Origin of the sequence: Alkalibacter rhizosphaerae, from assembly GCF_017352215.1 — a bacterium.
Lineage (GTDB): Bacteria > Bacillota > Clostridia > Eubacteriales > Alkalibacteraceae > Alkalibacter > Alkalibacter rhizosphaerae.
This window is the reverse complement of sequence record NZ_CP071444.1, coordinates 1614006-1638912: the sequence shown is the minus strand read 5'-3', so window position 1 is coordinate 1638912 and position 24907 is coordinate 1614006. Positions and strand designations below refer to the sequence as shown.

At 51.9% G+C, this 24907-nt stretch carries 24 protein-coding genes, 1 pseudogene and 1 riboswitch; of the genes and pseudogenes, 7 read left to right on the top strand and 18 right to left on the bottom strand.

Features of this window, described 5'->3' with window-relative positions; all coding sequences use genetic code 11:
- Positions 1-78: 78 nt before the first annotated feature.
- The 4 genes from J0B03_RS08205 to J0B03_RS08190 are packed head-to-tail and all read right to left on the bottom strand — an operon-like array spanning position 79 to position 4825.
- Positions 79-1374 (bottom strand): glutamate-5-semialdehyde dehydrogenase, encoded by a 1296-nt coding sequence (locus J0B03_RS08205; RefSeq protein WP_207299141.1) that lies wholly within the window; start codon positions 1372-1374, stop codon positions 79-81.
- Positions 1375-1419: 45 nt separating this feature from the next.
- Entirely contained in the window at positions 1420-1893 is a 474-nt protein-coding gene (locus tag J0B03_RS08200; protein ID WP_207299140.1) for a COG2426 family protein, read from the bottom strand.
- Between the two features lie 55 nt (positions 1894-1948).
- Positions 1949-3061 (bottom strand): aminopeptidase, encoded by a 1113-nt coding sequence (locus J0B03_RS08195; protein WP_207299139.1) that lies wholly within the window; start codon positions 3059-3061, stop codon positions 1949-1951.
- A gap of 18 nt (positions 3062-3079) precedes the next feature.
- Entirely contained in the window at positions 3080-4825 is a 1746-nt protein-coding gene (locus J0B03_RS08190; protein ID WP_207299138.1) for a phospho-sugar mutase, read from the bottom strand.
- Between the two features lie 202 nt (positions 4826-5027).
- Between J0B03_RS08190 and J0B03_RS08185 the strand changes: the two genes are divergently transcribed.
- Complete coding sequence (locus J0B03_RS08185) at positions 5028-5693, top strand: hypothetical protein (protein ID WP_207299137.1); 666 nt, start codon at positions 5028-5030, stop codon at positions 5691-5693.
- Between the two features lie 58 nt (positions 5694-5751).
- Here J0B03_RS08185 and J0B03_RS08180 read toward each other — a convergent pair whose 3' ends face one another.
- Together J0B03_RS08180 and J0B03_RS08175 are read right to left on the bottom strand one after the other, a co-directional pair.
- On the bottom strand, positions 5752-7194 hold the full coding sequence (locus J0B03_RS08180) for a nicotinate phosphoribosyltransferase (protein ID WP_207299136.1): 1443 nt from the start codon (positions 7192-7194) through the stop codon (positions 5752-5754).
- A 72-nt stretch (positions 7195-7266) separates the two neighbouring features.
- A pseudogene (locus tag J0B03_RS08175) lies at positions 7267-7901 on the bottom strand (flavodoxin family protein).
- Positions 7902-8037: 136 nt separating this feature from the next.
- On the opposite strand from J0B03_RS08175, the gene J0B03_RS08170 reads away from it, so the two are divergent.
- Genes J0B03_RS08170 through J0B03_RS08160 form a run of 3 tightly spaced genes read left to right on the top strand, consistent with a single transcriptional unit; the run spans position 8038 to position 10527 of the window.
- On the top strand, positions 8038-9240 hold the full coding sequence (locus J0B03_RS08170) for a DNA polymerase IV (protein WP_207299135.1): 1203 nt from the start codon (positions 8038-8040) through the stop codon (positions 9238-9240).
- A 43-nt stretch (positions 9241-9283) separates the two neighbouring features.
- Entirely contained in the window at positions 9284-9454 is a 171-nt protein-coding gene (locus tag J0B03_RS08165) for a hypothetical protein (protein WP_207299134.1), read from the top strand.
- A complete protein-coding gene (locus tag J0B03_RS08160; RefSeq protein ID WP_207299133.1) occupies positions 9406-10527 on the top strand; it encodes an aminopeptidase P family protein in 1122 nt (373 codons plus the stop codon). Before J0B03_RS08165 ends, J0B03_RS08160 begins: the two co-directional genes overlap by 49 nt.
- Positions 10528-10564: 37 nt before the next feature.
- Here J0B03_RS08160 and J0B03_RS08155 read toward each other — a convergent pair whose 3' ends face one another.
- The gene (locus J0B03_RS08155; protein WP_207299132.1) at positions 10565-11599 is read right to left on the bottom strand and encodes a DUF3048 domain-containing protein; all 1035 of its coding nucleotides are present in this window, start codon (positions 11597-11599) and stop codon (positions 10565-10567) included.
- Positions 11600-11736: 137 nt separating this feature from the next.
- Here J0B03_RS08155 and J0B03_RS08150 point away from each other — a divergent pair, with 137 nt between their 5' ends.
- Positions 11737-12444 carry a Crp/Fnr family transcriptional regulator gene (locus J0B03_RS08150; protein ID WP_207299131.1) on the top strand — a complete coding sequence of 236 codons (708 nt, stop codon included), beginning with the start codon at positions 11737-11739 and terminating at the stop codon, positions 12442-12444.
- Here J0B03_RS08150 and J0B03_RS08145 read toward each other — a convergent pair.
- The gene (locus J0B03_RS08145; RefSeq protein WP_207299130.1) at positions 12441-12926 is read right to left on the bottom strand and encodes a DUF1836 domain-containing protein; all 486 of its coding nucleotides are present in this window, start codon (positions 12924-12926) and stop codon (positions 12441-12443) included. The two genes, J0B03_RS08150 and J0B03_RS08145, sit on opposite strands and share 4 nt — an antisense overlap.
- Before the next feature lie 111 nt (positions 12927-13037).
- Here J0B03_RS08145 and trhA point away from each other — a divergent pair, with 111 nt between their 5' ends.
- On the top strand, positions 13038-13682 hold the full coding sequence (gene trhA / locus J0B03_RS08140; protein WP_207299129.1) for a PAQR family membrane homeostasis protein TrhA: 645 nt from the start codon (positions 13038-13040) through the stop codon (positions 13680-13682).
- A gap of 36 nt (positions 13683-13718) precedes the next feature.
- On the opposite strand, the gene J0B03_RS08135 is transcribed toward trhA, so the two are convergent.
- From J0B03_RS08135 to J0B03_RS08090, 10 genes are all read right to left on the bottom strand, one after another.
- Complete coding sequence (locus tag J0B03_RS08135) at positions 13719-14408, bottom strand: HesA/MoeB/ThiF family protein (RefSeq protein ID WP_207299128.1); 690 nt, start codon at positions 14406-14408, stop codon at positions 13719-13721.
- Positions 14409-14410: 2 nt separating this feature from the next.
- Positions 14411-14635, bottom strand: a complete 225-nt coding sequence (locus J0B03_RS08130; RefSeq protein ID WP_207299127.1) for a MoaD/ThiS family protein — start codon at positions 14633-14635, stop codon at positions 14411-14413.
- A gap of 92 nt (positions 14636-14727) precedes the next feature.
- Entirely contained in the window at positions 14728-16521 is a 1794-nt protein-coding gene (locus J0B03_RS08125; RefSeq protein WP_207299126.1) for an aldehyde ferredoxin oxidoreductase family protein, read from the bottom strand.
- A gap of 166 nt (positions 16522-16687) precedes the next feature.
- A complete protein-coding gene (locus J0B03_RS08120; protein ID WP_207299125.1) occupies positions 16688-18634 on the bottom strand; it encodes a sigma-54-dependent Fis family transcriptional regulator in 1947 nt (648 codons plus the stop codon).
- A gap of 13 nt (positions 18635-18647) precedes the next feature.
- Positions 18648-19085 (bottom strand): MOSC domain-containing protein, encoded by a 438-nt coding sequence (locus J0B03_RS08115; protein ID WP_207299124.1) that lies wholly within the window; start codon positions 19083-19085, stop codon positions 18648-18650.
- An 11-nt stretch (positions 19086-19096) separates the two neighbouring features.
- Positions 19097-19573: a cyclic pyranopterin monophosphate synthase MoaC gene (moaC, locus tag J0B03_RS08110; RefSeq protein WP_207299123.1), complete on the bottom strand. Its 477-nt coding sequence runs from the start codon at positions 19571-19573 to the stop codon at positions 19097-19099.
- 1 nt (position 19574) lies between these two features.
- Positions 19575-20534: a GTP 3',8-cyclase MoaA gene (gene moaA, locus J0B03_RS08105; RefSeq protein ID WP_207299122.1), complete on the bottom strand. Its 960-nt coding sequence runs from the start codon at positions 20532-20534 to the stop codon at positions 19575-19577.
- A complete protein-coding gene (locus J0B03_RS08100) occupies positions 20531-22456 on the bottom strand; it encodes a molybdopterin biosynthesis protein (protein ID WP_207299121.1) in 1926 nt (641 codons plus the stop codon). Before J0B03_RS08100 ends, moaA begins: the two co-directional genes overlap by 4 nt.
- A gap of 12 nt (positions 22457-22468) precedes the next feature.
- Positions 22469-23692: a molybdopterin molybdotransferase MoeA gene (locus J0B03_RS08095; protein WP_207299120.1), complete on the bottom strand. Its 1224-nt coding sequence runs from the start codon at positions 23690-23692 to the stop codon at positions 22469-22471.
- Between the two features lie 123 nt (positions 23693-23815).
- Positions 23816-23932: riboswitch (molybdenum cofactor riboswitch) on the bottom strand.
- 62 nt (positions 23933-23994) lie between these two features.
- A complete protein-coding gene (locus J0B03_RS08090; RefSeq protein ID WP_207299119.1) occupies positions 23995-24243 on the bottom strand; it encodes a MoaD-like domain-containing protein in 249 nt (82 codons plus the stop codon).
- Between the two features lie 120 nt (positions 24244-24363).
- Here J0B03_RS08090 and J0B03_RS08085 point away from each other — a divergent pair, with 120 nt between their 5' ends.
- Positions 24364-24873 (top strand): MogA/MoaB family molybdenum cofactor biosynthesis protein, encoded by a 510-nt coding sequence (locus tag J0B03_RS08085; protein WP_207299118.1) that lies wholly within the window; start codon positions 24364-24366, stop codon positions 24871-24873.
- Positions 24874-24907: the final 34 nt, after the last annotated feature.

Genomic DNA, 24907 nt, shown 5'->3' with positions numbered 1-24907 from the left:
TGATTCAAATCATAACACAGGTTTCTCCCTGCGTCAACGCAAAAAGCTCCTTAAAACGACTTCAGACCGCCTTAGACGCTACAAGGAAAAATCCTTGTCTTCCTTTCGATGGATGAAGGTCCGCTTTCCCGACTCGTAGTCGTCCACGATGTTTCCGTGGCCGATCATCTTATACTTGTAAATGAGGAGTCCATCCAGGCCAACAGGCCCCCTGGCATGGATCTTGTTGGTACTGATCCCCACTTCCGCGCCAAATCCGTATCGGAATCCGTCGCTGAAACGAGTGGAGCAATTCCAAAAGACGTTCCCCGAGTCCACCAGGTCCATGAAGATCTCCACTTTTTCCTTGTCCGTCGTCAAAATGGCATCCGTATGTCCGGAACCGTATTTGTTGATGTGGTCGATGGCTTCCACAAGATTTCCCACTGTCTTGATGGACAGCTTGTAGTCCAGGTACTCCGTCTTCCAGTCGTCCTCCGTGGCCAGGGGGATGGACAAGATCTCTGCCGCTTTGGCATCTCCCACCAGCTCCACATTTTTTTTGTCCAAGGCTTCTTTCAATTTCGGCAAAAAGGCTTCCGCAATTTTTTCATGGACCAAGAGGGTCTCCGTGGCGTTGCAAACGGCGACATACTGGGTCTTGGAATCCGCCACCACTTTGACCGCCATGTCCAGATCCACCTTTTCGTCCACGTAGCAGTGGCAGATCCCGTCGGCATGACCCAAGACCGGGATATTGGAGTTTTCCATGATGTAGCGGACAAATTCGTTGGATCCCCTGGGAATGATCAGATCCACCTGTTCATCCAGCTTCAGCATGACACCTACATCGTCCCGCGTCTCCGCCAGTTGGATCCATCCGTCTACGATGCCGGCTTCCGCCGCTGCATCCCGAATGATCTGATAGAGGATCTTGTTGGTTTCCTTCGCTTCACTTCCACCCTTTAAAATGACGCTGTTTCCACTCTTCAAGCAAAGGGCGGAGATCTGCACCAGGGCATCGGGCCGGGATTCAAAAATGACGCCGATGACGCCAATGGGACAGCTTACTTTAAAGAGTTCCAAATCCTTGTCCAGAAGGGTGGATGCCAGGGTCTTGCCTACTGGATCTTCCAGTCCAATGAGGCTTTCCAGGCCGGCGGCCACATCCTTGATCTTATGCTCGTCAAACCGGAGGCGCTTTAGGAGGGGCGCCGCCAACTTTTCTTCTTCGCTTCGCTTCAGGTCTTCTGCATTGGCTTTTTCGATCTCTGCCATCCGACGGATCAACGATTTTTCGATATTTGCCAAAGCCTGGTTTTTCACTTCCGTTTTCATCGCCGCCAGATGGACCGACGCTTCCTTGGCCCTTCGGGCCCCTTCTTGCATGCTCACAGTCAACTCTCCTCCTTCAACTTTAACAGGACATTCTCAAAAGTTCTACAGTGCCAATGCACCAATGGATGTGAGGATGGATACGGCGATGCCGGCAATGGACGATCCTGCTATGGCCGCCAATACGCTTTTCCCCCACTTCATGTTCAGCAACGAAGCCACCAGACACCCCGTCCATACGCCGGTTCCCGGCAAAGGGATGGCAACAAAGAACATGAGGCCGATGTAGCCGTACTTTTGGATAGATTCTCTTTTGCTCATCCCCTTGTTGTAGACCCAGTTGCCCAATCCTTTAAAGGGTGCGGTCTTTCGCATCCAAACCAGGATAGCGGGGATGAATGCCATGATAAAGGGAGCCGGCACCACGGATCCCAACACGGAGATCACATAGGTGATCCCATAGGACATTTTCAGCCCCAGCACCCCAAAGGGGATGGAAAAACGCAACTCAAAGACCGGCACCATGGCCGATACAAAAACTTTCATCCAATCCGGCAACCCGGACAATAATTCAATCATTTAGTCACCCTTATCTCTTCATTTTGTTCCTTATATAATAACACAGTCCGCTGTTTTAGCGGACTGGTTTGTCGATAAATTTTCCATTTTGGTAAAAAAGTATTCCGTCGGCATAGATATCCCCGCCCTGCTTCATGTCGCAGAGCATGTCCCAGTGGATGGCGGACTTGTTTTTTCCTCCGCTTTTCCCGTAGGCGCTGCCCAAGGCCAGATGGACGGTCCCGCCGATCTTTTCATCGTAGAGCATGTTTCTGGTAAATTGTTGGATGCCGTAGTTGGTGCCGATGGCCACCTCTCCCACCCGGGATGCTCCCTGGTCGGTCTGGATCAGTGCCTGAAGCAATCCTTCTCCTTTGGAGGCTTTGGCTTCCACCACTTTCCCCTTTTCAAAGGTCAGGCGTATGTCTTCGATCTCCTGTCCGGCGTAGATGCCGGGATAGGAAAACCGGATATGCCCCTCCACGCTGTCCTCCACCGGAGCAGTGAAGACTTCTCCGCTGGGGAAGTTGGTGTGTCCGTCGGAGTTGATCCAGATCCGATCTTCCACGGACATGGTGATGTGGGTGTCCTCGCTGCGGATCTCCAAGGTCTTCTTGCCGGTAAGATAGTCAACGATCTTTTGCTGGGATCGTTGGACCTCCTGCCAGGCGGCAATGGGATCTTCCCGGTCCAGCAGACAGGCCTTCTCAATGAATGCTTCATAATCCCTCAGGGACATGCCGGCTTCCTGAGCCAGGGCATTGGTAGGATACATGCAAAGACACCAGTCCGATTCCTTCCGTTCCACCCGCTCCCGGTGGATCTGGCTGATCCTCTCCCCGCTTTTTCGATAATACGCGATCCGCTTGGGATCTACTCCGCTCAGATACTTGGTGTTGGAGGTCCCTCCGATATTGAGAAGCTTTGTCACGTTTTTCATGACGGCTTCCGCCACCGGGCTTTCAAAGGCCAGCTGCTTGTCGGACCCTTCCTTGAGGAGTATTTCATCCAGCTGGTGACGCAGCAGCACCTGGGGGTTTGCTCCCTTTTGAAGGGCGATCCGGTAGCAGCGTTCCATCAAGGGCATTGCCTCTGGATAACCCTGGATCACCAGGTAATCCCCTTCCTCGATGAAAAGTGCATAATCCATCAACGTTTTCGCATATTTGTCCAGTATGTTTGTGTCCATGGTCTCTCCCTTCGACTCTTAACCTTGTTCCTGTCGTATGTCGCTGATCTTTTGGTTGATCTGAGATTTCAGATCCTGGAGGGTCGCTGCAGCTTCCTCTACGGAATTTCCCCGGATGCTGAAATAGATCTTTATTTTCGGTTCCGTTCCGGAAGGCCGCACGCAAAACCAGGACCCGTCCTCCAAATAGGCTTTGATCACGTTGGATTTGGGCAACCCGATATCCTCCGTACTGACGCCTACCAAGTTTCGCTTGCCGGAAAGATAGTCTTCTACGATGTTGACCCGTCGCTCTCCCCATTTCATGGGCATGTTTTTCCTGAAGTAGTCCACGATCCGGCCAATGGTTGCCGCACCTTCTTTTCCTGCCATTTCCATGGCCATGATGTCATCCAGGCAATATCCGTAGGTTTCGTAAATGTCTTCCAGGACATCACCCAGTGTCTTGTTTTGGCTCTTGCAATGGAGGGCCATCTCGCAAAGGACCAGGGACGTCATGATGGCATCCTTGTCCCGGCAATGGGTGCCTGGAAGATACCCGTAGCTTTCTTCAAAACCGAAGATGAAATCTCGAACCTTGGTCCTGGAATACTCTTCCACCAATTCTCCGATGTACTTGAATCCCGTCAGCACGTTGATGACCTTGACGCCAAAATCCTTGGCGATGTTTTCCACCAGTTCCGTGGAGACGATGCTCTTGATGATGACTCCTTTCTCGCTCAACCTCTCTTGCTCTTTAGCCGTTTTCAACAGGTAATAGGACAACAGGATGCCGATCTCGTTTCCACTAAGCAAACGATAATCTCCCGTTTCATTTTTATAGGCCACCCCAAGCCGGTCGGCGTCGGGATCCGTCCCCAGCAGGATGTCTGCGTCCACTTCCTTGCCAAGTTCCATGGCCAGGGCGAAGACTTCCTTCTTTTCCGGATTCGGTTCCCGGACCGTTGGGAAGTTCCCATCTGGTGCCTCCTGCTTTTTCACGCTGTAAACTTGGTCGAACCCGGCTTCCTTCAACCCTCTTAGAACGGGAACATTCCCGGATCCGTGAAGGGCCGTATAGACGATCTTCAATTGGGACCCCTGTTCCTGGATCAAGTCGCGGCGGGTGATCCCTTTCATGATCTCCTTCATGTAGGCTGCGTCCACATCTTCCGATATGATCTGAAGGATCCCCTGCTCCTTTGCCGACTCCAGATCCGCTGTCCGGATCATGCTGAAGTCGTGGATGTCGCTGATCTCTTCACTGATCTCCACCGCCGCTTCCGGTGTGATCTGATATCCTTCTTTCCAATATACCTTATATCCGTTGTAGGCCGGCGGATTATGACTTGCCGTTATCACGATCCCGCTGATGCAATTCAAGTGTCGAATGGCAAAAGACAACTGGGGTACACTGCGCAAGGAGTCGAACAAGTAGGTCTTGATTTGATTCCCCGCCAATACGGCAGCGGCGCTTCGTGCAAACTTTTCCGATTGGTTTCTGGAATCGTAGGCGATCACCACGCCCATTCCCTTGGCTTTTTCGCCTTTTTTTGCAATATAATTGGCCAGAGCCTGGGTAGTCATGTCCACCACGTAGGTATTCATCCGGTTGGTTCCCATTCCCATGATCCCCCGCAAACCGGCTGTTCCAAACTCCAAATCCTTATAGAAACGATCCTCCAATTCTGCCGGTTGACCCAGGATCGCCCGGATCTCTTCCTTGTCTTCTTCCTTCACATACGAACTGTCCAACCACATTTGCGATCTTTCTTCACTGTACATGTCCTCATCCTCCTGAAATTCAACCCATGAATTTCCATTCGTTATAAATATTAGTCCTTACCATTATACCATAATATTTTACCCACTTTACACTTGTTCTACACATTTGCATCGGGAAACCCCCTCCATTGATTATTGGTTTTTATTGTGTTAAAATAACTCTGCTTGGACTAATTCGAAGAAAAATTGGGGAGGTGGCTTGTTGCGCATTAAATATTTTATACTGATTTTTTTGGGTCTGATGCTGGTCGGATGTCAGCAAACGACGCCGGCGGAGGAAGACCTTGCAAAAAAAGACGCCGCCATCGACCAGTTGGAAGAGCGGGTGGAACAGCTGGAAGAACAGATCCTGCAGCTGGAAGGGGAGCTTCAGCAGTTGGAGGACTTCCGCACCGGCACCGGCGAATTTGTCAACAAAGCCATCACCGTACTTCCGCCGGATAGCCTTCGGATCATGGCCCAGTTGGACTGGACCTATGAACTGTTGCTAAACGATGCCCCCCTGCCGGAAAACGGCCAGATCCGGTTGACGGAAAACGAGTTCACCTTCACCATTTCAGAAATAAAAAACTCCAACACCATTCTTCCTGCCGACATTTCAGAGATGGGAAAGGTATCGGGAAGCATCTTCTCCAACCACATCCAGTTTCCCGAAACGAAGCCATCCGACATCCTGGGCAACGACACCCATTTGGTATCGTCTGCCACCTATGTCTTTTCCCAGCTGGAGTGGGGGACCACCCTGGAATTTGTCCTGTCGGAGGAACTGCAGGAGCGCCTTGGAAGCGCCACCAATACTTTGACGGTCCGCATACCGGAACGCTACCCCGATGGTACCGAACCTGTTGGCGGCGTGGAGCCGGAATAAAAGTCCAAAAAACAATCGAAGGAGCATGCCTCGGCATGCTCCTTTGTCATCCTTTGTTTCATCGTTTGTTCAATATGTCGTTTTTCAAGTTCCACAGTTTGTCCGACAAGTCCACGTGATACTCATGGGGATTGGTAAACCGGGTCGTCGCCGGCCACATGCTCTCCAGCTCCTCCTTCAGATGTTCTCGGATCTCTGTTACCGTAGGCAGATCATAGACCAGTTCCCCATCCACCAGGACTGGGACCATCAACTGCTTGGCATGAAAGTCCGTCAACTCCCGCTTCTTCCAGGTGTGGATAGGATGGAAAATAGTCAGTGGTTTCGTTTCATCCACAGTCTCGTCCACCAGCATGATCAAATCCGCCAGAGCTTTGCCGGTCTCGTTGTCGTACAGTCGTACCACCTTTTTATATCCAGGGTTGGTGATCTTTCCCGGATCGTTGGAAATTTTCAGCTTGTTGTATATTTTCCCGTCGCTTTCCACCTGGGCCAGCTTGTAGACCGCTCCCAAGGCCGGTTGATCGTATGCCGTGATCAGCTTGGTCCCCACGCCCCATAAGTTGATGGTGGATCCCTGGAGTTTCAGATCCCGGATCAGATATTCGTCCAGGTCGGAAGATGCTGAGATTACCGCATCTTCGAATCCGTGGGCGTCCAGCATGGCTTTGGCTTCCTTGCTCAGGTAAGCCAGGTCGCCGGAGTCCAGTCGAATACCGTACATTTTGGGCAGGCGGTCTTCCTCCTTCAATTGCTGGAACACCTTGATGGCATTGGGAACACCGGATTTAAGCGTATTATAGGTGTCCACCAGCAAGATCAGGTTGTTGGGATTGTATTTGGTATAGGTCATGAAAGACTCGTATTCCGTATCGAAACTCAGGATGTAGCTGTGGGACATGGTCCCTTTGGAAGGAATGGACAGCAAGGTTTCCGATTCCACGTTGCTGGTGCCAAGGCAGCCCCCGATCACTGCAGCTCTGGCTCCATACAAACCGGCTTCCGATCCATGGGCGCGTCGCAGTCCGAACTCCAGCACCGGGTCCCCTTCCGCCGCCTGGACGATCCTGGCCGCTTTCGTTGCGATCAGTGTCTGATGGTTGATGATGCTCAAAAGGGCCGTTTCTACGATCTGGGCCTGAAGCAGGGGCGCCTTGACCCGAAGGATGGGTTCATGGGGAAAGAGAATGGTTCCCTCCGGGATGGCGCACAGCTCTCCCGTGAAACGAAAATCCCGCAGATAATCGAGAAAGACTTCCGTCAGCTCGGGATGGTTCTCCCGAAGCATCTCGATATCCTCTTCTTCAAATTTCAGGTCCATGAGATACTGGACCACCTGCTCCAAACCGGCGCAAACGATATAACCTCCGTTGAACGGGTTGTTTCGGACAAACATGTCAAAAACGGCGATATCCTTGTCCTTCCCCTCGTTGATATATACGTTGCTCATGCTGATTTGGTAGTAATCCGTGGCCAACTGCTTATGCCGGTAACATTTCATTTGTCGGTTCCTCCGTTCGATTCAATACCACTATTTTACACTTGTAAAACCCGGATTGCAACGCAACCGGAGCTACCGGACAAAATTTGTGGCGGTTTTTTGTTTTTTCGCCGGTTCCTCTACCGCCCCTTTCGCATAGTCCAGGCTTTTGATGAGCCAGGCCATATTCTCTCCCAGCACTTCCATGATCTGCATGGCTTCTTCGTCCTGAAGGATGTCCCCGGTTTCCCCCCGTGTCCCACGTTCCAGTAATTGGACCCAGGTACCATCATTTCCGATATGAGAAAATACTTGTTGAGCTGGTCAAAAGTCGCCGTTCCTCCGGATCTTCTGGCTATGGCAACTCCCGCCCCCACCTTGTGGCGGAAGAAACCCCCGTTGGCTCCGGCAACAAAGAATACCCGGTCCAAGAAACACTTCATGGTTCCTGCCATGCTTGAATAATACACGGGGGTCCCAAGTAAAATTCCGTCGGCATTTTTCATCTCCTGGATCCACTCATTGACCGGATCGTCCTTTTGGATGCATTTTTCATCCTTGTTCTTTCCGCACTGTCCGCAGGCCATGCAGCCGTGGATGGCTTGATTGCCCACGTGGATCACGGTGCACTCCACACCGGCGTTTTCCAATGCTTCCACCGCCTTGCCCAGCGCCAGGCCCGTATTTCCCTTTGCCTTTGGACTGCCGTTTACCACTACAACTTTCATGGAATTTCCTCCTTGTTTTCTTTTTTTCCATTGTACCCTGAAAGCAGATCCCTGTCCATCCTGCATATACCACAAAGGGAAAAGACATGGTATACTTAATGATACGATAAAAAGATCCGAAAAGGAGGGCTGCTCCGTGGATCGACTTGTTTTTTTAGTGGACATGAATGCTTTTTACATCAGTTGCGAGACCGTCCGACAGCCTCATTTAAAAGACGGTCCTTCTGCCGTGGCGGGAGATCCCAGGAAGCGAACCGGCATCATCCTGGCGGCCAATTACAATGCCCGGGGCTACGGCGTGCGCACCGCCATGTCCGTGTACCAGGCCCTGAAGCTTTGTCCTGATCTGAAACTGGTGGCCCCGGACCATGACTACTACAGCCAAAAATCCAGGGAGGTCATGGATCTTCTGGACCGGTTTTCCCCCACGGTGGAACAAAACAGCATCGATGAAGCCTGGCTGGACATAACCGGTTCCCACAAGCTTTTCGGCCCTCCCATGGAAGCGGCAACGACCATCCAGGATGCCATCCACCAGGAACTGGGGCTGGATTGTTCCATTGGGATCTCCAGCAATAAATTCCTGGCCAAGATGGCCGCCGAAATGAAAAAACCCAGGGGCATCACCGCCCTGTTTCCGGCAGACCTGGAGGAGAAACTCTGGCCCCTTCCCCTGGGAAAGGTGTGGGGCATCGGCTCCAAGACGGCAAAAAAATTGAACGACATGGGACTCTTCACCATCGGGGAACTGGCACGAAGCGATCCGTCCCTCCTCCAGGACAGACTTGGCAAACACGGATGGGATCTCCATCAGCACGTCAACGGTCTGGATGAAGCTCCGGTGACGGCCCACGACCGGGACGATGTGAAATCCATCGGAAAATCCGTGACCCTCTCGGAAGATCTGACCAACCTGGAGATGGCCAAGCAGATCCTCTTCTCCCTCAGCGACCAGGTGGGCAGAAGGGCCCGACGAAAGGGCAAGGAAGGGACCACGGTCCAGATCACCATCAAATACACCGACTTTCAGACCATCACCCGTCAGCAAAGGGTGGATCCAACCAACTCTTCCAGAGATGTCTTTCAAACGGCCTGCCGACTTCTGGAAGCCCACTGGAAGGGGAGACGGCCACTGCGGCTACTGGGCGTCACCCTTGCCGATTTTCACCGGGAACCGGACGTGGAGCAGCTCTCCATGTTCCCATCGGTACAGGAAGAGGCAAAGGATCACGAAAAACACCGGGACCTGGAGAAAGCCATGGACAAGATCCGGGACAAGTACGGTTCCACAGCCATCACCCACGCCATTTTGCTGGCCAAAAACAAGGATAAAAAATAAAACACCATAAAATAACATGAAAAGAAATACGGAGGTATCTGCCATGAAAGAATTTCACATCAACAATCGAAAAAAACTGCTGGAGTCCATCGGCGACGGCTCCATGATCCTTTCCTTTTCCGGGAAGGCCCCCATCGTTCCCGGGACGCCTACTATCCCTTCGATGTGGACAAGAACTTTTACTACCTCACCGGCCTGGCCCGACCCGATCTGATCTATGCCGCATGGAAAGGGAAAGAGAAGTGGGAGGAATTCCTCTTCATCCCCAAAGTGGACCCTGTCCAGGAGAAATGGGTGGGAAAATTTTTACGGGAAGAGGAAGCCAAAGAGACCTCCGGCGTGGATGCCATATTGCATGTGGACGCTTTTGAGAACAAGCTCCACCAGCGGATCCAACAAACAGCCGATCCTGTTCACTCCTGCTATCTGGACCTGGCACAAAACGCCCCCACCGATCACAGGACACCGGCACTGGCTTGGGCATCCACTTTCCAGGATCGATATCCCCAGCTGAAACTGGAAAATGTCGCTCCCCAGATGGCCGCCCAGCGGTTCATCAAGGCGGATCATGAGATCGACCAGCTGAAAAAAGCCATCGCCATCACCGACGAGACTTTTCAGCTGCTGCTTCAAAAGGCTCCCCAGTGCAGCCACGAACACGAACTGGAAGCCTACCTTGATTTTTCCTTCCGCCTCCACGGGGCAAAGCACGCTTTTGACACCATCGCGGCCTCCGGTAAAAACGCCACGGTCCTTCATTATGTGGACAACAACGCCCCCTTGGAAAAAGACGGCCTGATCCTTTTCGATTTTGGCGCCCGCTGGAACAACTACTGTGCCGACATCAGCCGGACGTTTCCAGCAAGCGGCACTTTCACCCCAAGACAACGGGAGGTCTACAGCGTCGTGCTGGACACCCTGAAGAAAACCGTGGAAGAAATGAAGGCGGGAGCGTCCATGAAAGAGATCAATGCCTTTTCCAAGGACCTGTTGGCCAAGGGCTGCATCCAGCTGGGACTGATCACGGACGAATCGGATGTGGACAAATACTACTACCACAGCATCGGTCATCCCTTGGGTCTGGACACCCATGACGTGGGGGACCGGGACATGGTCCTTACACCGGGGATGGTCTATACCTGCGAACCGGGCCTCTACATCGAGGAAGAGGGCATCGGCGTCCGCATCGAAGACGACATCCTCATCACGGAAGAAGGTCCCGTCAATTTATCCGCCCAGATCATCAAGGAGGCAGACGACATCGAAGCCTTCATGAAGGGCAATTAAGGCAACAAAAAACACCCAAAAAGGGTGTTTTTTTTGATCATTCCGTTGTAATGGCGGTGTCCTCCCGTACGATCTGTACAAAGGTTTTCCCCGGCGGCAGGGGGATCTCTTCCCCGTTGGCATCATAATAAACGGTCAAATCGTTCTTGTCTTTTCGCTCCCAAGTCCCCACCTGCATTTTCCCCTGGGAAAAATAGATGGCTTCTCCGGATCCGAACAAGTCGATGTTGGTGTATACGGTGCCGGTCACTTTAAAGTGCCTTGCCCGCTGCACGATGATGTTGGTCACCGTCACCTGTTCCCCGTTCTCCTTGTCGATCATGGCCGCGCCATTGATGAATCGCTTGTAGGTCCCGGTGGCCTCGTCATAATCGTAGGAGATCTTGTTGTTGCTGGTATAAGACAAGGATATGGTACTGGCCCCTTCTCCGGTCAACTGGGCGTCTTCTTTAAAATAGATGGTCCTGGGCCGATCCGGTGCTACGGCGTCCTCTGTGTGGCTGGATAAGTTCAAATAGGCGTTGTGGGGCGCCTTTCGGTCGCTGGTTCGGAAAAAATCACCTTTCGTTCCCATGCCGTCCAGGTCGGGTGCCTTGATCCCCAGTTCCTTGTCTCGAATATCATAGATATTCTGTCCGGAAGGAGTGGAGCCACCGTAATAGGCGAACAGGTAGTTCCATTCGCTCCACAACGTGATCTGCTGTCGTCTGGCGCTTCGAACCGGTCCTACCTTTTCCGGAAAAGTCTGGTGGAAAAAGGACAAGAGCCGGGTGATCTGGGATTCCACTTCTATTTCATAAATCAGCTCTGCCGCTGATATGCCGCTTTGGGGCCTGGCAGCCGGCGTGTTCTCGATTTGGACCATGGCAGGCCAATGGGTCCCTTCATAGGTCAGTCCCGTCAATGGCGATATCCCTTCCGGCAAGTCGTCGTACCTGGCCTCCACGATGGGATCCGGTTCCTCTACCGCAGGAGGATCCGGCGTGTTGTCTTCCGGGGGCGGATCTTCTTTTGCGCAAGCCGGCAATACCAGCATGGCCAAAACCAGTAAACCGATCATCCATTTTTTCATGTCATCATCACCTCTATTTCATTATGATTGGTTTCCTAAAGTTCGTCAAGGGCCATCCTTTCGCCTTTTCTCCAACCTGCTCTTGTATTATAATGGAACTACATACAGATCCAGTGCAAATTTCCGGAGGTGACATCTTGTACGACACATACTACCCTGCCTTGTCCCATTCAGCTTTGTTCCAAAACATCGAACCCGAAAACATCCAGACTGTTCTCCAGTGTTTTCAACCCAGGCGGGAAAGCTACCGAAAAAATGCCGCCATTGTCTGCACGGGGGACGCTTGCCAGTGCATCGGACTCCTGGTCAAGGGATCTCTGGTCATGGTCAAGGACACCATCCAAGGAGATCGATTGGTCCTGGGCGAATTTCATGCCGGTGATTTTTTCGGAGAATTGTTCGTTTTTTCCGACCTGGAATCCTGGCCTTATTCCCTTGTGGCAAAAACCGATGCCACCGTCGTCTTTTTTTCTCCGGATCGGATGAAAAGCCTTTGCGTCAACAACTGCGCCCATCATCAGGAACTGATCCGCAACATGCTCTCCATTTTGAGCAGACACTACATGGAAACAGAAAAACGGGTAAGCTACCTTTCCATGAAAAAAAGCCGCCACAAGTTGATCCACTATCTGCTGGACCAATGGGACGGCACCCTGGACGACAATAACGATCCAGTGGTGGAATGCAGGCTGAACCGAAACGATCTGGCCGCCTATCTGGGTCTGGTTCGTCCTTCCCTGTCCCGGGAGCTTTGCGCCCTTCGAGACGAGGAGCTTATTGCATTCGACAAAAAAAACATTACCTTGTTGAACCTTCCAGAACTGAAAAAACAAGCCGGTGCTTAGGGCGTCTCCTCTTTGGAGAATGCCCTGAGCATTTCTTTTGCCTTCCGGCGATTCCATTCGCTGACGATCACGTTGTACACGGTTCTGGCCCAGGACTGGTCCTTCTGGGATGCCGGAACACCCTGACCCTGTTCAAAAGCCAGACACAGGGAGCGGTACAGGCTGTAAAGGTCCTCCACCGAACTGCCTTTGCGGCCTTCTTTCACCAGCATGGCCATCTCTTCCATGGTCAACACGTTTTTCCAGTGGCAAACCATGAGCAATTCCATGATCTGGTCTCTGGCATATTTCTTTTTCAGCGGTTTTTCCACAATGCCGGATTTGACGTAATTGTTCACCATGGTCTTGGTCAAGATGGGTTTTTCTACACCCTCTTGAAGGAAGATCATCTTTTTTTCCATCCATTCCATCAATTGATCCATATACAATGGGATCTCCGGCAATTCCATCAAACTGGGGGGTACGTATGGGGCGGATTTCATGGCCTGCTCCTATCTCGTTTTGATAACTAGGTTAATTAGTATTTGTTATTGACATATCTGATTATATATACTAATATAATTATACAACATAATCTGTAAAGGTGGTACCCTATGGAAAAATACTTTCGCGAACCCCACAACACCCTGACCCATTTGACAGGCCTGATCCTGGCCGTCATTGGCAGCATCCTGCTCTGGTTACGGGCCGCTCAAGATCCCCATCCCATGGCCCTGCCCGGCGCTCTTGTCTTTGCTGCAGGCTTGATGGGATTGTATTTCGCGTCCAGCTATTATCATGGGAAATTTGCACCGGAGCCCGTATTGATCCGGTTGCGGAAACTGGACCACGTGATGATCTTCTTTCTCATCGCCGCCAGCTACACCCCCATTTGCCTTATGGTCTTGCCCGCCCCTTTAGGCCGAAACCTCCTCGGGGTCATCTGGATCCTGGCCATCGCAGGGATGATCGTGAAAATGTTTTTCATCAACGTGCCCCGATGGGTCTCCACTGGACTTTACCTGTTTCTTGGGTGGGCCAGCGTTGCCGTCATCAAGCCCCTCTACCAGCTTCTACCCAAGCCCGGATTCGGACTATTGGTGGCCGGAGGCTTGTTTTACACCGTCGGCGCCGTTATTTACGGAAGCAAAAGCAAGGCTTTGAAGATCGGTCCTTACGGCTATCATGAGATTTTTCACCTGTTCATCCTGGCAGGTAGTTTATCCCACTACATCCTGGTCTACTATTTCATATACTAAGAAATACCAAGAAAAAATCGGCTTTCGCCGATTTTTTTAATCCAAACTCAATTTTTCATATTCCTGGTTCAATGTGTCGATGTACAAGAGTTCCTTTCGCAACAGGGAGCCTCTCCCTGTCAGTACTTTCGCCCCTTCCGCCACCTGGATGGATGCCACCAGTGCCGGCGTAAAGGAAGGGTTGCCCAACTGGGTCTCGATGCCTCGGTCGTTTCCTTCCCTGTTGGGATAGATCAGATCCAGGGTCCGGTCTCCCGGAAAAATAGTGGTCACCTGACCGTACCATCCGGCAATGGCCCCATGAATCAAGGGGATGTCCAACTCTTCCCCCAACTGCTGCAGTAGAAACCGAGTGGGGATATTGTCCACTCCGTCCAAGATCAAGTCGGAGCCTTGAAGCAAGGTCCTTCCCTTTTCCAGGTCCAGTCGTTGGTCAAAGGCCATCACCTCAATGGCAGAATTGATCCGTTTGATCCTTTTTTCTGCTTGAAGGGCCTTTTTCACCCCCACGGAATCTTCATCGGAGAGGAGCTGGCGATTGAAATTAGTAGGGTCGAAAACATCGGAGTCTACTACGATCATCTTTTTGACTCCCAGGCGAGCCACCATTTCAATAAGGAATCCCCCCAGTCCGCCGCAGCCGATGACGGCTACTACTTTGGTCAGGAGCGTTTCCATTTCTTCCACGGAAAACATGCCGATGTTTCTGGAATACCTTTCTTCCATGATCAACCGCCTCCTACAGGCGGGAAAATGGAAAGGGTGTCCCCTTCTGCAGGTCGGTCATCTAGCGTTGCATCCCGGCCATTTCGAAGCAGGATGGCCACGTCTTCCTCGGTGATCTTCAATTCCTCCGTCACTTGCCGGATGGTGACACCTTCTTCCACTTCCATATCTATGATTTTTCCCCGGCCTTCCCGGAGTGTGGCGAAAAGCTTGATCGTCAGTTTCATCTTCCACCTCCAATGAACGTTTTTCTCTTTCTTATATTGTAAAACAAGGGTCTCTAAAATGAAACCCTTGTTTTGGTCGTTGCCGTATATGCTTAAACGTTCAATGCTTCCAGTTTTTCCTTGGTGGGAACACCTTTTTCATCCCAACCCCTGGTGCTGTAGTATTGGGGCAGCATCTCGTCCAGCTTGTTGACCCACCCCTTGGAGGGGCCTTCTTCAATGGCGTCGTCCAGGAGCCGCTTGGGCAGGGTATCTTGGGAAGAATCGATGCCGGCAGCCAGATTGAACATTTTTTCCATGTTCCAGATCCGTTCTCCCATCTCAATGAAATCCGTTCCCGAGTAATCCGTTCCGCATACTGCATTGACCATGTCGGCATAATCGTCTGCTCCCATGGCAAAAGAGGTGAACAGGCACAATCCCGAAGAGTCGATGGCAGCTGTAAAGTCCTGGAATATTTTGGTCCATTCCGCTTTTCCTTCCAAGGTGAACCGGTCCAGTTTTTCCGGCAATCCCAGGATCTCCGGAGAGATCATATATCCCCGAACATGGCATCCTCCTCGGTTGGAAGTGGCGTAGGATACGCCCTGTCCCTGGATCCCCCTGGGATCGTAGGCCGGCATTTCCTGTTTTTTAACCGTCATGGACAATTCCGGTACGCCGTAGCTGTCGCAAAGTCGATAGGATCCTTCCGCCATTTTGGCGCCAAATCCTTCAACGGCACCCATCCTCTTGGTCCATTCCACGATGGCTGCACTGTTGCCCCATTCCAATTTCGGTCCGTCTCCCAGATCGTTGTCCGTTATCAGTCCCTTTTGGTAAAGCTCCATGGCGGCAGCAATGGTGGCGCCGGCGGAAATGGTGTCCAAACCGTATTCGTTGCACCAGTAGTTGGCCCGGATAATGTCCGGCAGGTTGGAAACACCGCAGTCGGAGCCAAAGGCCCAAATGGTTTCGTATTCCGGTCCCTGTCCCTTGATCTCATCCACTTCGCAGTAGCGTCCGCATCCGATGGGGCATCTGTAGCAGGGATCTTTTTTCTTTAAATATTTTTCCGCCAGAGTCTCTCCGCTGATCTCTTCCGCTTCGCCAAAGGCGGACTCTTGAAAGTTGTTGGTGGGGAAGACGCCGTTTTCATTGATGATGTTGACCAGCACTGCCGTTCCATAGGCCGGCAGTCCCTGTCCAGTGACGCCGTTTTCCTTGATCTTGGTCATGCATCGGGCAAACACTTCCTTCAGTTTGGCTTCATCGGCTATGGGGACTTTGCTGCTTCCCTTGACTACGATGGCCTTGAGATTTTTCGATCCCATGACTGCTCCTACACCGGATCTGCCTGCAGCCCGTCCCCGGTCGTTCATGACGGCAGCCATTTTGGAAAGTCGCTCTCCAGCCGGTCCGATTACTGCCACTTTTGCTTTTTCCCCGTGGATCTCTTCCAGGGCTTCCGTGGTCTCCGAAACCAGTTTCCCCCACAGGGAAGATGCATCCTTGATTTCCACTTCATCATCCACGATGTTGATGTACACCGGTTTTTCCGATTTGCCCTCGAAGACGATGGCATCGTAGCCGGCAAACTTCAATTCCGCACCCCAGTACCCACCGGAGTTGGAGCTTCCGATGGTGCCTGTAAGAGGTGCCTTGGTGACCACCATGTAGCGCCCTCCTGTAGGCGTAGGCGTCCCCGACAAGGGACCTGTGGCAAAGATCAGCTTGTTGTCCGGACTTAAGGGATCCACGTTGGGATCTATCTCATCCGTCAACATTTTAGAGGCCAGTCCCCGGCCCCCAAGGTATCGTTTAGCCAGCTCCTTGTCCGTTTCTTCTCTTTTTACCGTACCTTCTGTCAAGTTGATTCGCAAAATGGTTCCATTGTATCCGCCCATGTTTCTTCCTCCTTCAAATTTTGTTTCTCACCCTATATTATCGCAAGATTCGTGCCAATAAAAAAAGATCCCTGAAAACCAGAGATCCCCGTTGTTTTTGATTGTTAAATATGTTTTAAAATCACACATGTTTCTAAATGGAACATTTTTTCGCTATTTTGCTGTATCATTTCGGATCATTGTCCTTTTTTGAAGCACCGATCCCATACTCTTCCAACTTTCGGTACAAGGTGTTCCTGCCGATTCCCAGAGCTTTTGCCGCTCTGCTGATGTTGCCTTCAAAATATTGGTAGGTCTTACCAATGTGCTGACGCTCCATGATCTCCAGAGACACCGGTTCATTCCGCTCCGAATCTTTCTCCGAGCTGCGATCCTCTTCTTTGTGACCTAAGGGATGGTCACCAAATACCGGCGGCAGGGATTCCGTATTGACCGCCAATTCGATGAAGTTTTCCAGTTCCCGAACGTTGCCGGGCCAATCATGGTCCTTCAGCTGTTCCATGGCTTCCGGAGAAATCTCCACTTTTCGTTTGTTCAATTTTTGAGTTATTCGATCCATAAAATATGATACAAAAAGGGGTATGTCTTCTTTATGCTCCCGCAGGGGAGGCAACTGGACCGGCAACACATTGAGCCGGTAAAACAGATCCTTTCGGAACCGGCCGCGTTCCACTTCTTCCAGCAGATTTTTGTTGGTGGCTGCAACGACCCGCACGTCTACCACGATCTCCCGGATCCCGCCGATCCGACTGACCGTCCCTTCTTCAATGACCCGAAGAAGCCTGGTCTGCATGTCCAGCGGCATTTCCCCGATCTCGTCAAGGAAAATGGTCCCTCCGTCGGCGATCTCGAATTTGCCCGGGTGTCCGGTGGCTTTCGCTCCTGTAAACGCCCCTTCTTCATAACCGAAGAGTTCCGATTCGATCAGAGTCTCCGGTATAGCGCCGCAGTTGATGGCCACAAAGTGCTCCGATTGGCGTTGGGAGTGATTATGGATGGATTGGGCAAAGAGTTCTTTCCCCGTTCCGCTTTCTCCGGTAATGAGCACGTTGGACCGGCTGTTGGCCACTTTCTTGGCAAAGTCCACCACACGAAGAAAATTGGGGTCTTGGCCGACGATCTTGTCAAAGGTATAGATGGCATGTCTTCCCATGAGCTTGTCCGCCAGCTTCCGCTGCTTTCGGACTTCCTTGAAAACCAGGATATAGTTGGTGATGTCTCCGACCTCTTCCCGGACCGGGTAGACGCTCAAGTTGAATTGCAACTTGTTGCGTTTGGCACGAACCGGCACATCCCGTTCCATTATTTTTCCGCCATCAAAGATCTCTTTTTGAAAGAGGTTCCAATCCACCAGCAGATCCTCTACTCTGTGCTGCTTGAATTCGTCTGCCGGATACCCGAACATGTCGCTGGCTCCCTTGTTGGCCGTCAAAATGTTTCCTGCGGCATCGGATGTCACGATGCCGGCCACGATGGCATCCAGCACTTTTTCATGGAAAACCTTGGCCTTTCGCAAAGCCTTGGCGTAATTTTGAGTCTCCAGCATTTTTTCCACGGCATTGGCCGCTGCCACCACCATGCCCAGGGTATGGGAATGGACCGCCTTGCTGTAACCGGTAATGTCCAAAATCCCCAGGATCTCGCCGTTTTCTTTTCGGATGGGCGCTGCAGAACAAGTCCATCGATGGTACTTGGTGATAAAATGCTCTTCCCCGGACACTTGCAGCGGTGTGCCTTCAGCCAGGCAGGTACCCATGGCGTTGGTGCCGATGCTCTTTTCGTCCATGTAGGCTCCCGGGATCATCTTGCAGGAAAAAGCCTCTGACAGGATGGTTTCATCCCCCATAAGAGTCAGGATGCATCCTTCTTCATCCGTTAAAATGACAAAGAAGTTGGAGCCCTTGACAAATTCGTAGAGATGATTCATAAAGGGAACTGCCGCCAGGATCAACTCTCTTTTGTTCTCCAATTTATCAAACAGTTCCTTTTGGTCCAAGATCCTCCTGCTGTCGATTCGATCGCTCTCCACGCCGTAATGTCGACACCGGTCGTGAGAGCGTTGAATGTATACCTTATTTTTATTTTCGATGCTTTGACCTGTTTCCGTTTGCATCCCATTCACCTCTTCAATTGTAGAGTACTTCGATCTCCTGGCCCGGATAGACGATTCCGCCTTCCAATACTACAGCGAAGATCCCTTCTCTGGGCATGACGCAATCTCCCACTTTTTTCAGGATCTCGCAGCCACGGTGGCACTCTTTCCCGATCTGGGTCACTTCCAGCAGTACATCCTGGATTCGAAGCTTGGTGCCAATGGGAAGCTTGTACAAGTCCACTCCTTCCGTCGTGATGTTTTCGGCAAAAACGCCGGCGGAGAGATCCTGGGCCCCTCTGTCTGTCATTTTATCGATGCTTTCCTGACCCAGCAGGCTGACTTGCCGGTGCCAGTCTCCCCCGTGGGCATCTTCCCGAAGGCCGAATCCTACCAGGAATTCCCCTTTCTCTATGGGCTTTTTGATCACCCCTTTTGCTTCACTGATGTTGATCGCCACGACTTTTGCCATGATTCTCCTCCTTATTTTTCTCGAGTATAGGTACCCGACTTGCCGCCAGTTTTCTTTTCCAGTTGAACAGCCTCAATGACCATCCCTTTGTCTACGGCCTTGCACATGTCGTACAGGGTCAGCGCCGCCACCGTCGCCGCCGTCAACGCCTCCATCTCCACACCGGTTTTCCAGACGCAGGTAGCCGTAGCCGTGATATGGACCAGGCTGTGTTCTTCATCCATCTCCAAATCGACAGTGACACCGTCCAGAGGCAGATTATGACACATGGGGATCAGTTTGTCCGTTTGCTTGGCTCCCATGATCCCGGCGATCCGAGCCGTAGCCAGAACATCTCCTTTGGGCATTTGTCCCGTTGCGATCATTTGAATGGTCTCTTTTTTCATTCGAACTCGGGCACTGGCCACAGCCACCCGTTCGTTGACGTTCTTTTGGGAGACGTTGACCATACGGGCCTCTCCCTTTTCATTGACATGACTCAGTTCCATATTATCCCCCAATCCGGTTCATGTGTCTCGAAGAGGTGTAGTCTTCTCCGAAATGATGACCTTCCGGTTTATTGTAGATGATGTTTTTGATGAACTCGTCCAGCTTCTCCGGATAATGATCCAGGACTTCCATCAGATCCACTTCTCCATTGTTTCCCAGACAGGGACGGATCTTTCCGTCGCTGGTGAGGCGGATCCGGTTGCAGTCGTTGCAGAATTTATGGCTCATGGGACTGATGAACCCCACTTTGCCCAGATGACCTTTCATCCGATAATACTCCGCCGGCGCTCCTTTGTCCGATTTTTTCAAATAGACCAGGTCCGGGCGTGCATCTATGATCTCCGAAGAGGGGATCACCTTGTCCCCGTTTTCTTCTCCATAAGGTCCGATGGGCATCAACTCGATGAACCGGCATTCCAGAGGACGATCTTTGGTCAAAGCGATGAAATCGTCGATCTCGTCGTCGTTGATCCCCCGCACCAGCACCGTATTGATTTTGACCGGCACCAGTCCTGCCTCCAAAGCCGCATCAATGCCTTCCAGTACTTTATTCAAACGTCCGCCTCCGGTGATCATAGCAAATCGGTCCTCTTTCAGGGAATCCATGCTGATATTGAGCCGGCCCAATCCCGCTTCTTTCAATTGTTTGGCATACCGCTTTAGGTTGATGCCGTTGGTGGTCATGGAGACATCCTCGATCCCCTCCACAGAAGCCACCCGGGCGACGATATCGCAAATATCCCGCCGTACCAAAGGCTCCCCGCCGGTGATTCGAACTTTTTTGATGCCGATCTTGGCCATGGAGCGTACAATAGCTTCGATCTTCTCCGGTGACAGGGTCGCTTCCGCTTCCTGCACGCAGTTTTCTCCATCCGGATCGCAATACATGCATTTGAGATTGCATTTTTCCGTCACGGAGATCCGAAGATAGGTGATGGTTCTTCCGCATCGGTCTATCATGTCGTTTCCTCCTTGATCTGCTCCATGGTACCTATGCCCTCCGATTCGTAGCCTCCCAATTCTTCCAGCGCTTTTGCAAAAGCGTCGGAGCGCAGGATTTCCAGAAATCGAAGGACCTTTTCATCCTTCAAGTACTCTTCCCGCAAAATAAAATCATAGGTTTCCCAGCAGATGGGAATAAAGTCCAGTCCGTAGACTTTGGCTGCAGAGTAGATCCCCAGTCCGGCGTCTGCCGAACCGGATGCGATTTGGACGGCAACGGACAGATGGGTCAGCTCCTCCCGATCGTATCCGTACACGGATTCTCCATCCAGCCCTTTTTGTTTCAAAAGATAGTCCAGAAGGATCCGTGTGCCAGATCCTTTCTGCCGGTTGACATAGGAGAGTTCTTTTCCCACCACGTCTTCCAGTCCGCCGATCCCAAGGGGATTCCCCTTGGCCACCATAAGGCCTTGGCTTCTTTTCACACCGTGGATCCGCACCAGATCCACATCGGAGAGATATCGTTTTAAAAAAGGAACATTGTATTCCCCCGTGGCTTCATCCAACAAGTGGACGCCTGCCAGGTGGGTTTCGTTTCGTTTGACGGCCATGATCCCACCCATGCTGCCCACATGGGAGGAACTTACATACAACCGGTGATCCTTTTTCCGCAACAGGTCGTAGGCCGTATCGATGAGGGGGTCATGACTGCCGTTGACCATCACCGTGTTGTCGATCTCTTCCCTGCTTCGCAACAGCTGGATGTCCACTTCCGCCCCGGCTTCCAGCCCCTCCGTGTTGATGGGGATGTCCAACAGTCCGTCCGCCTTCACAAAAGAAGTCACCACACCGGCTCCCCGGTCCAGAGGCGTCGAGATATAACGGGATCCTACTTTTCCCACTTTCATGCGAACAAATTCCCGGTATTTCAAGGAAGACATGACCCGTCGGCTCAAAACAGCCTTCAGCCCGTTGGCTTTGGGCAGGGGGATCTTCAACAAACTTTCCACCAGTGGCTTTACCACCTGCTCCATGACAACGATGCCGGATACGGGATATCCTGGAACGCCAACAGCCGGTTTATCCCCCACTTTTCCCAATATGGTGGGTTTTCCCGGTTTGATGGCCAGACCATGGGTAAAGACCGTTCCCGTTTCGTCGATGGCCCTGCTGGCAAAATCTTCCCGACCTGCGGAAGAACCGGCATTGAGGATCACGATGTCGCATTCCTGTGCCGCCCGAACCAACCCGGCTTTGATTTTTTCCAAATCGTCGGGAATGATGTCGTAAACCACGGTTTCTCCGCCCCAAAGGCGGATCATGGAGGAAAAGATGGAAGAATTGAATTCAATGATCTCTCCTCTTTGGGGATCCGCTTTCGGCGGGACGATCTCGTCTCCCGTAGGGATCAGACCCACCACCGGTCTGCGGTAGACCCACACTTTTCCGATCCCGCCGGCCAGCATGGCGCCGATGGCCGCAGGGGTGATCTTCATGTTGGAAGGGAGGATCATCTCCTCCTGGCAGATGTCTTCTCCGATCTGCCGTATGTGCTGCCAGGGATGAGCTGCCGAACGCAAGGTGGCAACTCCTTCCTTTTCATAGACCACATCTTCGATCATGACCACGGCGTCCATTCCATCGGGCAGAGGATCTCCCGTATCCACTGGTTCATAGCCTTCCCCCAGCATCAAGTGGACCGGCGTAGTGTCCGTGGCTCCAAATGTCTCTTTGGACCGAACAGCGATGCCGTCCATGGCGCAGGCATAATAATGAGGTGCGGAAATATGGGCCATCACCCCCCGGGAAGTGATCCGATCCAGAGCGTCTTGAAGGAGAAGCTCCTCTTCTTCCAGAACCTTCTCTTCCAGGTCCAAACGGGTCGTATACTCCGTTATAGCTTGTGTCAGTTCCTTGTTTTCCAAATATCTATAGCTCATGGTTGCTCCTCCTTAAAACAAGGTGACTTGAACGGTCTGTCCCTTGTTCAATCCTTCGCTTTCCCGCTTGATGTGGACGTATCCGTCGGCTTTCGTCATCAGGGAGATCATGCCGGATTTTCCGAAGACCGGCATGGCCAGGGTCTCCTCTCCGTTTTTCTGCAGGGAGACGGATAAATACTCCTCCCTGCCGTGATTGGACGGATAGTTGACCCCCAGGACCGCTTCGACAAAAGGAGCAAACCCTTCTTTCTGGCCCTCCATGGTCCGAATCAAATGCTTGCCGAAGATCTGAAATATGACAAAAGCGGATGCGGGATGTCCCGGAAGCCCCATGACCGCCTTTTCCCCTACTTTCCCGAGAATGGTGGGCTTGCCCGGTTTCACGGCGATCCCGTGAAGCAACAATCCCGGTGCACCCAGACCGTCGATGACTTTCACCGTCACGTCTTTCGTACCGACGGAACTTCCACCGGAGATGGCTACCACATCATTTTCCTCCACGGCCTTTCGTACCGTAGCATCGATCCGGTCAAAGTCGTCCTTGACGATACCATACAAGGCGGCTTCCAGCCCCAGTCCCTGGGACAGGGCCAAAACCCCATAGGAATTCATGTCCCGAACCTGGGCGCCAATGGGCGTTTCCTCCACCCCCACTACTTCGTCCCCTGTGGATATGATCCCGATCTTCAACTTCTTCTGAACAGGCACAACAGCCAAGCCCAATCCAGCCAGCATGGCCAGATCCTGGGGCCGGATCCGTCGTCCTTTTTGCAAGACCACCTGGTCCACCGCCACATCGTCTCCCCGGAAAATCACATTGTTTCCGGGAGCCACTGACTTGTTCAGAAAGATGTCTCCATCGCCAAAATCTTCACTGTATTCCATCATGACCACACCGTCGGCCCCCTGGGGCAGTTCTCCTCCGGTAGGCACGTAGGCGCTTTCTCCGGAGCGGATCACAAAATCCGGTTTTTCCCCCATCTTCACTTCCCCTACCAGGCGAAGCTGGGCCGGCATGCTTTCCGACACGCCAAAGGTATCCTTGGACGTTACCGCATATCCATCCACCGATGAACGGTGGAAAGCCGGCATGTCTTCCCTGGCGGCAATGTCCCGACTCAAGATCCGGCCAAGGCACTGATCCAGGGGAACGGTCTCTTTTTCCATGGGATAATTTGAAAAATGGGTCTCGATCAATGCGAACGTTTCGCGAACGCTTTTAACGTCAAACATGGCAACCTCCAAAATCTATATTTTCTACATAAAAATAGCCCTCGATCAAAATCGACGGCACCCGGTTCCATTCATAAAAGAAGATATTTTTTGCCCGTGGGGCAAATATAAAAATGTATCAAACAGATACATTCATATCCTCCTTTTCAAACGGAAGGCATGGCCGTTTCCAGTCATACCCTATCGGTCGAACCACCGTACTTCCAGCTTAGGTGATGCAACTCGGAGTGCTGCTTTCAGTGTACAAAAAAAACAACCTCCTGTCAACGTTTTCACGGCATCTGTGTTCGATTTTCGACCACTTATCCTCCTGCCGTCAAAAAAGCCAGCTGGAACTTTTCAATAAAATCCCCTTCTCCACTATAGGAGAGGATCAGATCCACTTCCGGCAGAGTAATGGACCCAAGGCCCACCCGCCTTTCATCTCCGATCCAGACCCTCCAGCAGGAAGAGATGATGGTATAAGGATCCTTCAAATCCCCTCCCAGACTTAAAAAATATTGGAGGAAGGCCTCCCTTTTCTTTCCCCGCATGGTATATCGATATTCCAAGTCCCACTCCCCCATCTCAAGATTTTGATACTCTTGAACCTTCTTACCCTCTAAATTCTTGTTTGAATCGGGCCGTTCTATGTTACAATGATTGTAAATCAACCGGAGAGGAGAACCATCATGATTCGAGTAGCCATTTTGACCTCCAGCGACAAAGGATATGCAGGAGAACGCATCGACGAAAGCGGCAAGCTCATTGCCGAACGAATAAAGGAAATTTCCGGAGAATTGGTGGAATACGTCATCGTCCCGGACGAACTGGAAGAGATCAAGTACAACCTGATCCAAATGGCGGACGTGGCCAAGGTGGATCTGATCCTGACCACGGGAGGAACAGGATTTTCCCCCAGGGACATCACCCCGGAAGCCACCACTGCCGTGTTGCACCGGATGGCACCCGGCATTCCGGAAGCCATGCGGGCCAAAAGCCTGGAGATCACCAACCGGGCCATGCTCTCCCGAGCCACTGCCGGCATTCGAAACAAGACCCTCATCGTCAACATGCCCGGCAGTAAAAAAGCCGTGGACGAATGCCTGGATGTGATCCTTCCCGTTATGGAACACGCCATCGAGATCCTTCGGGGCGAAGGTGGAGAGTGTGCTCGACCGGATCATGGGACAAAAACCTGAGAATAAAGCCATTTAAAAGGCCACCTGCAAACGC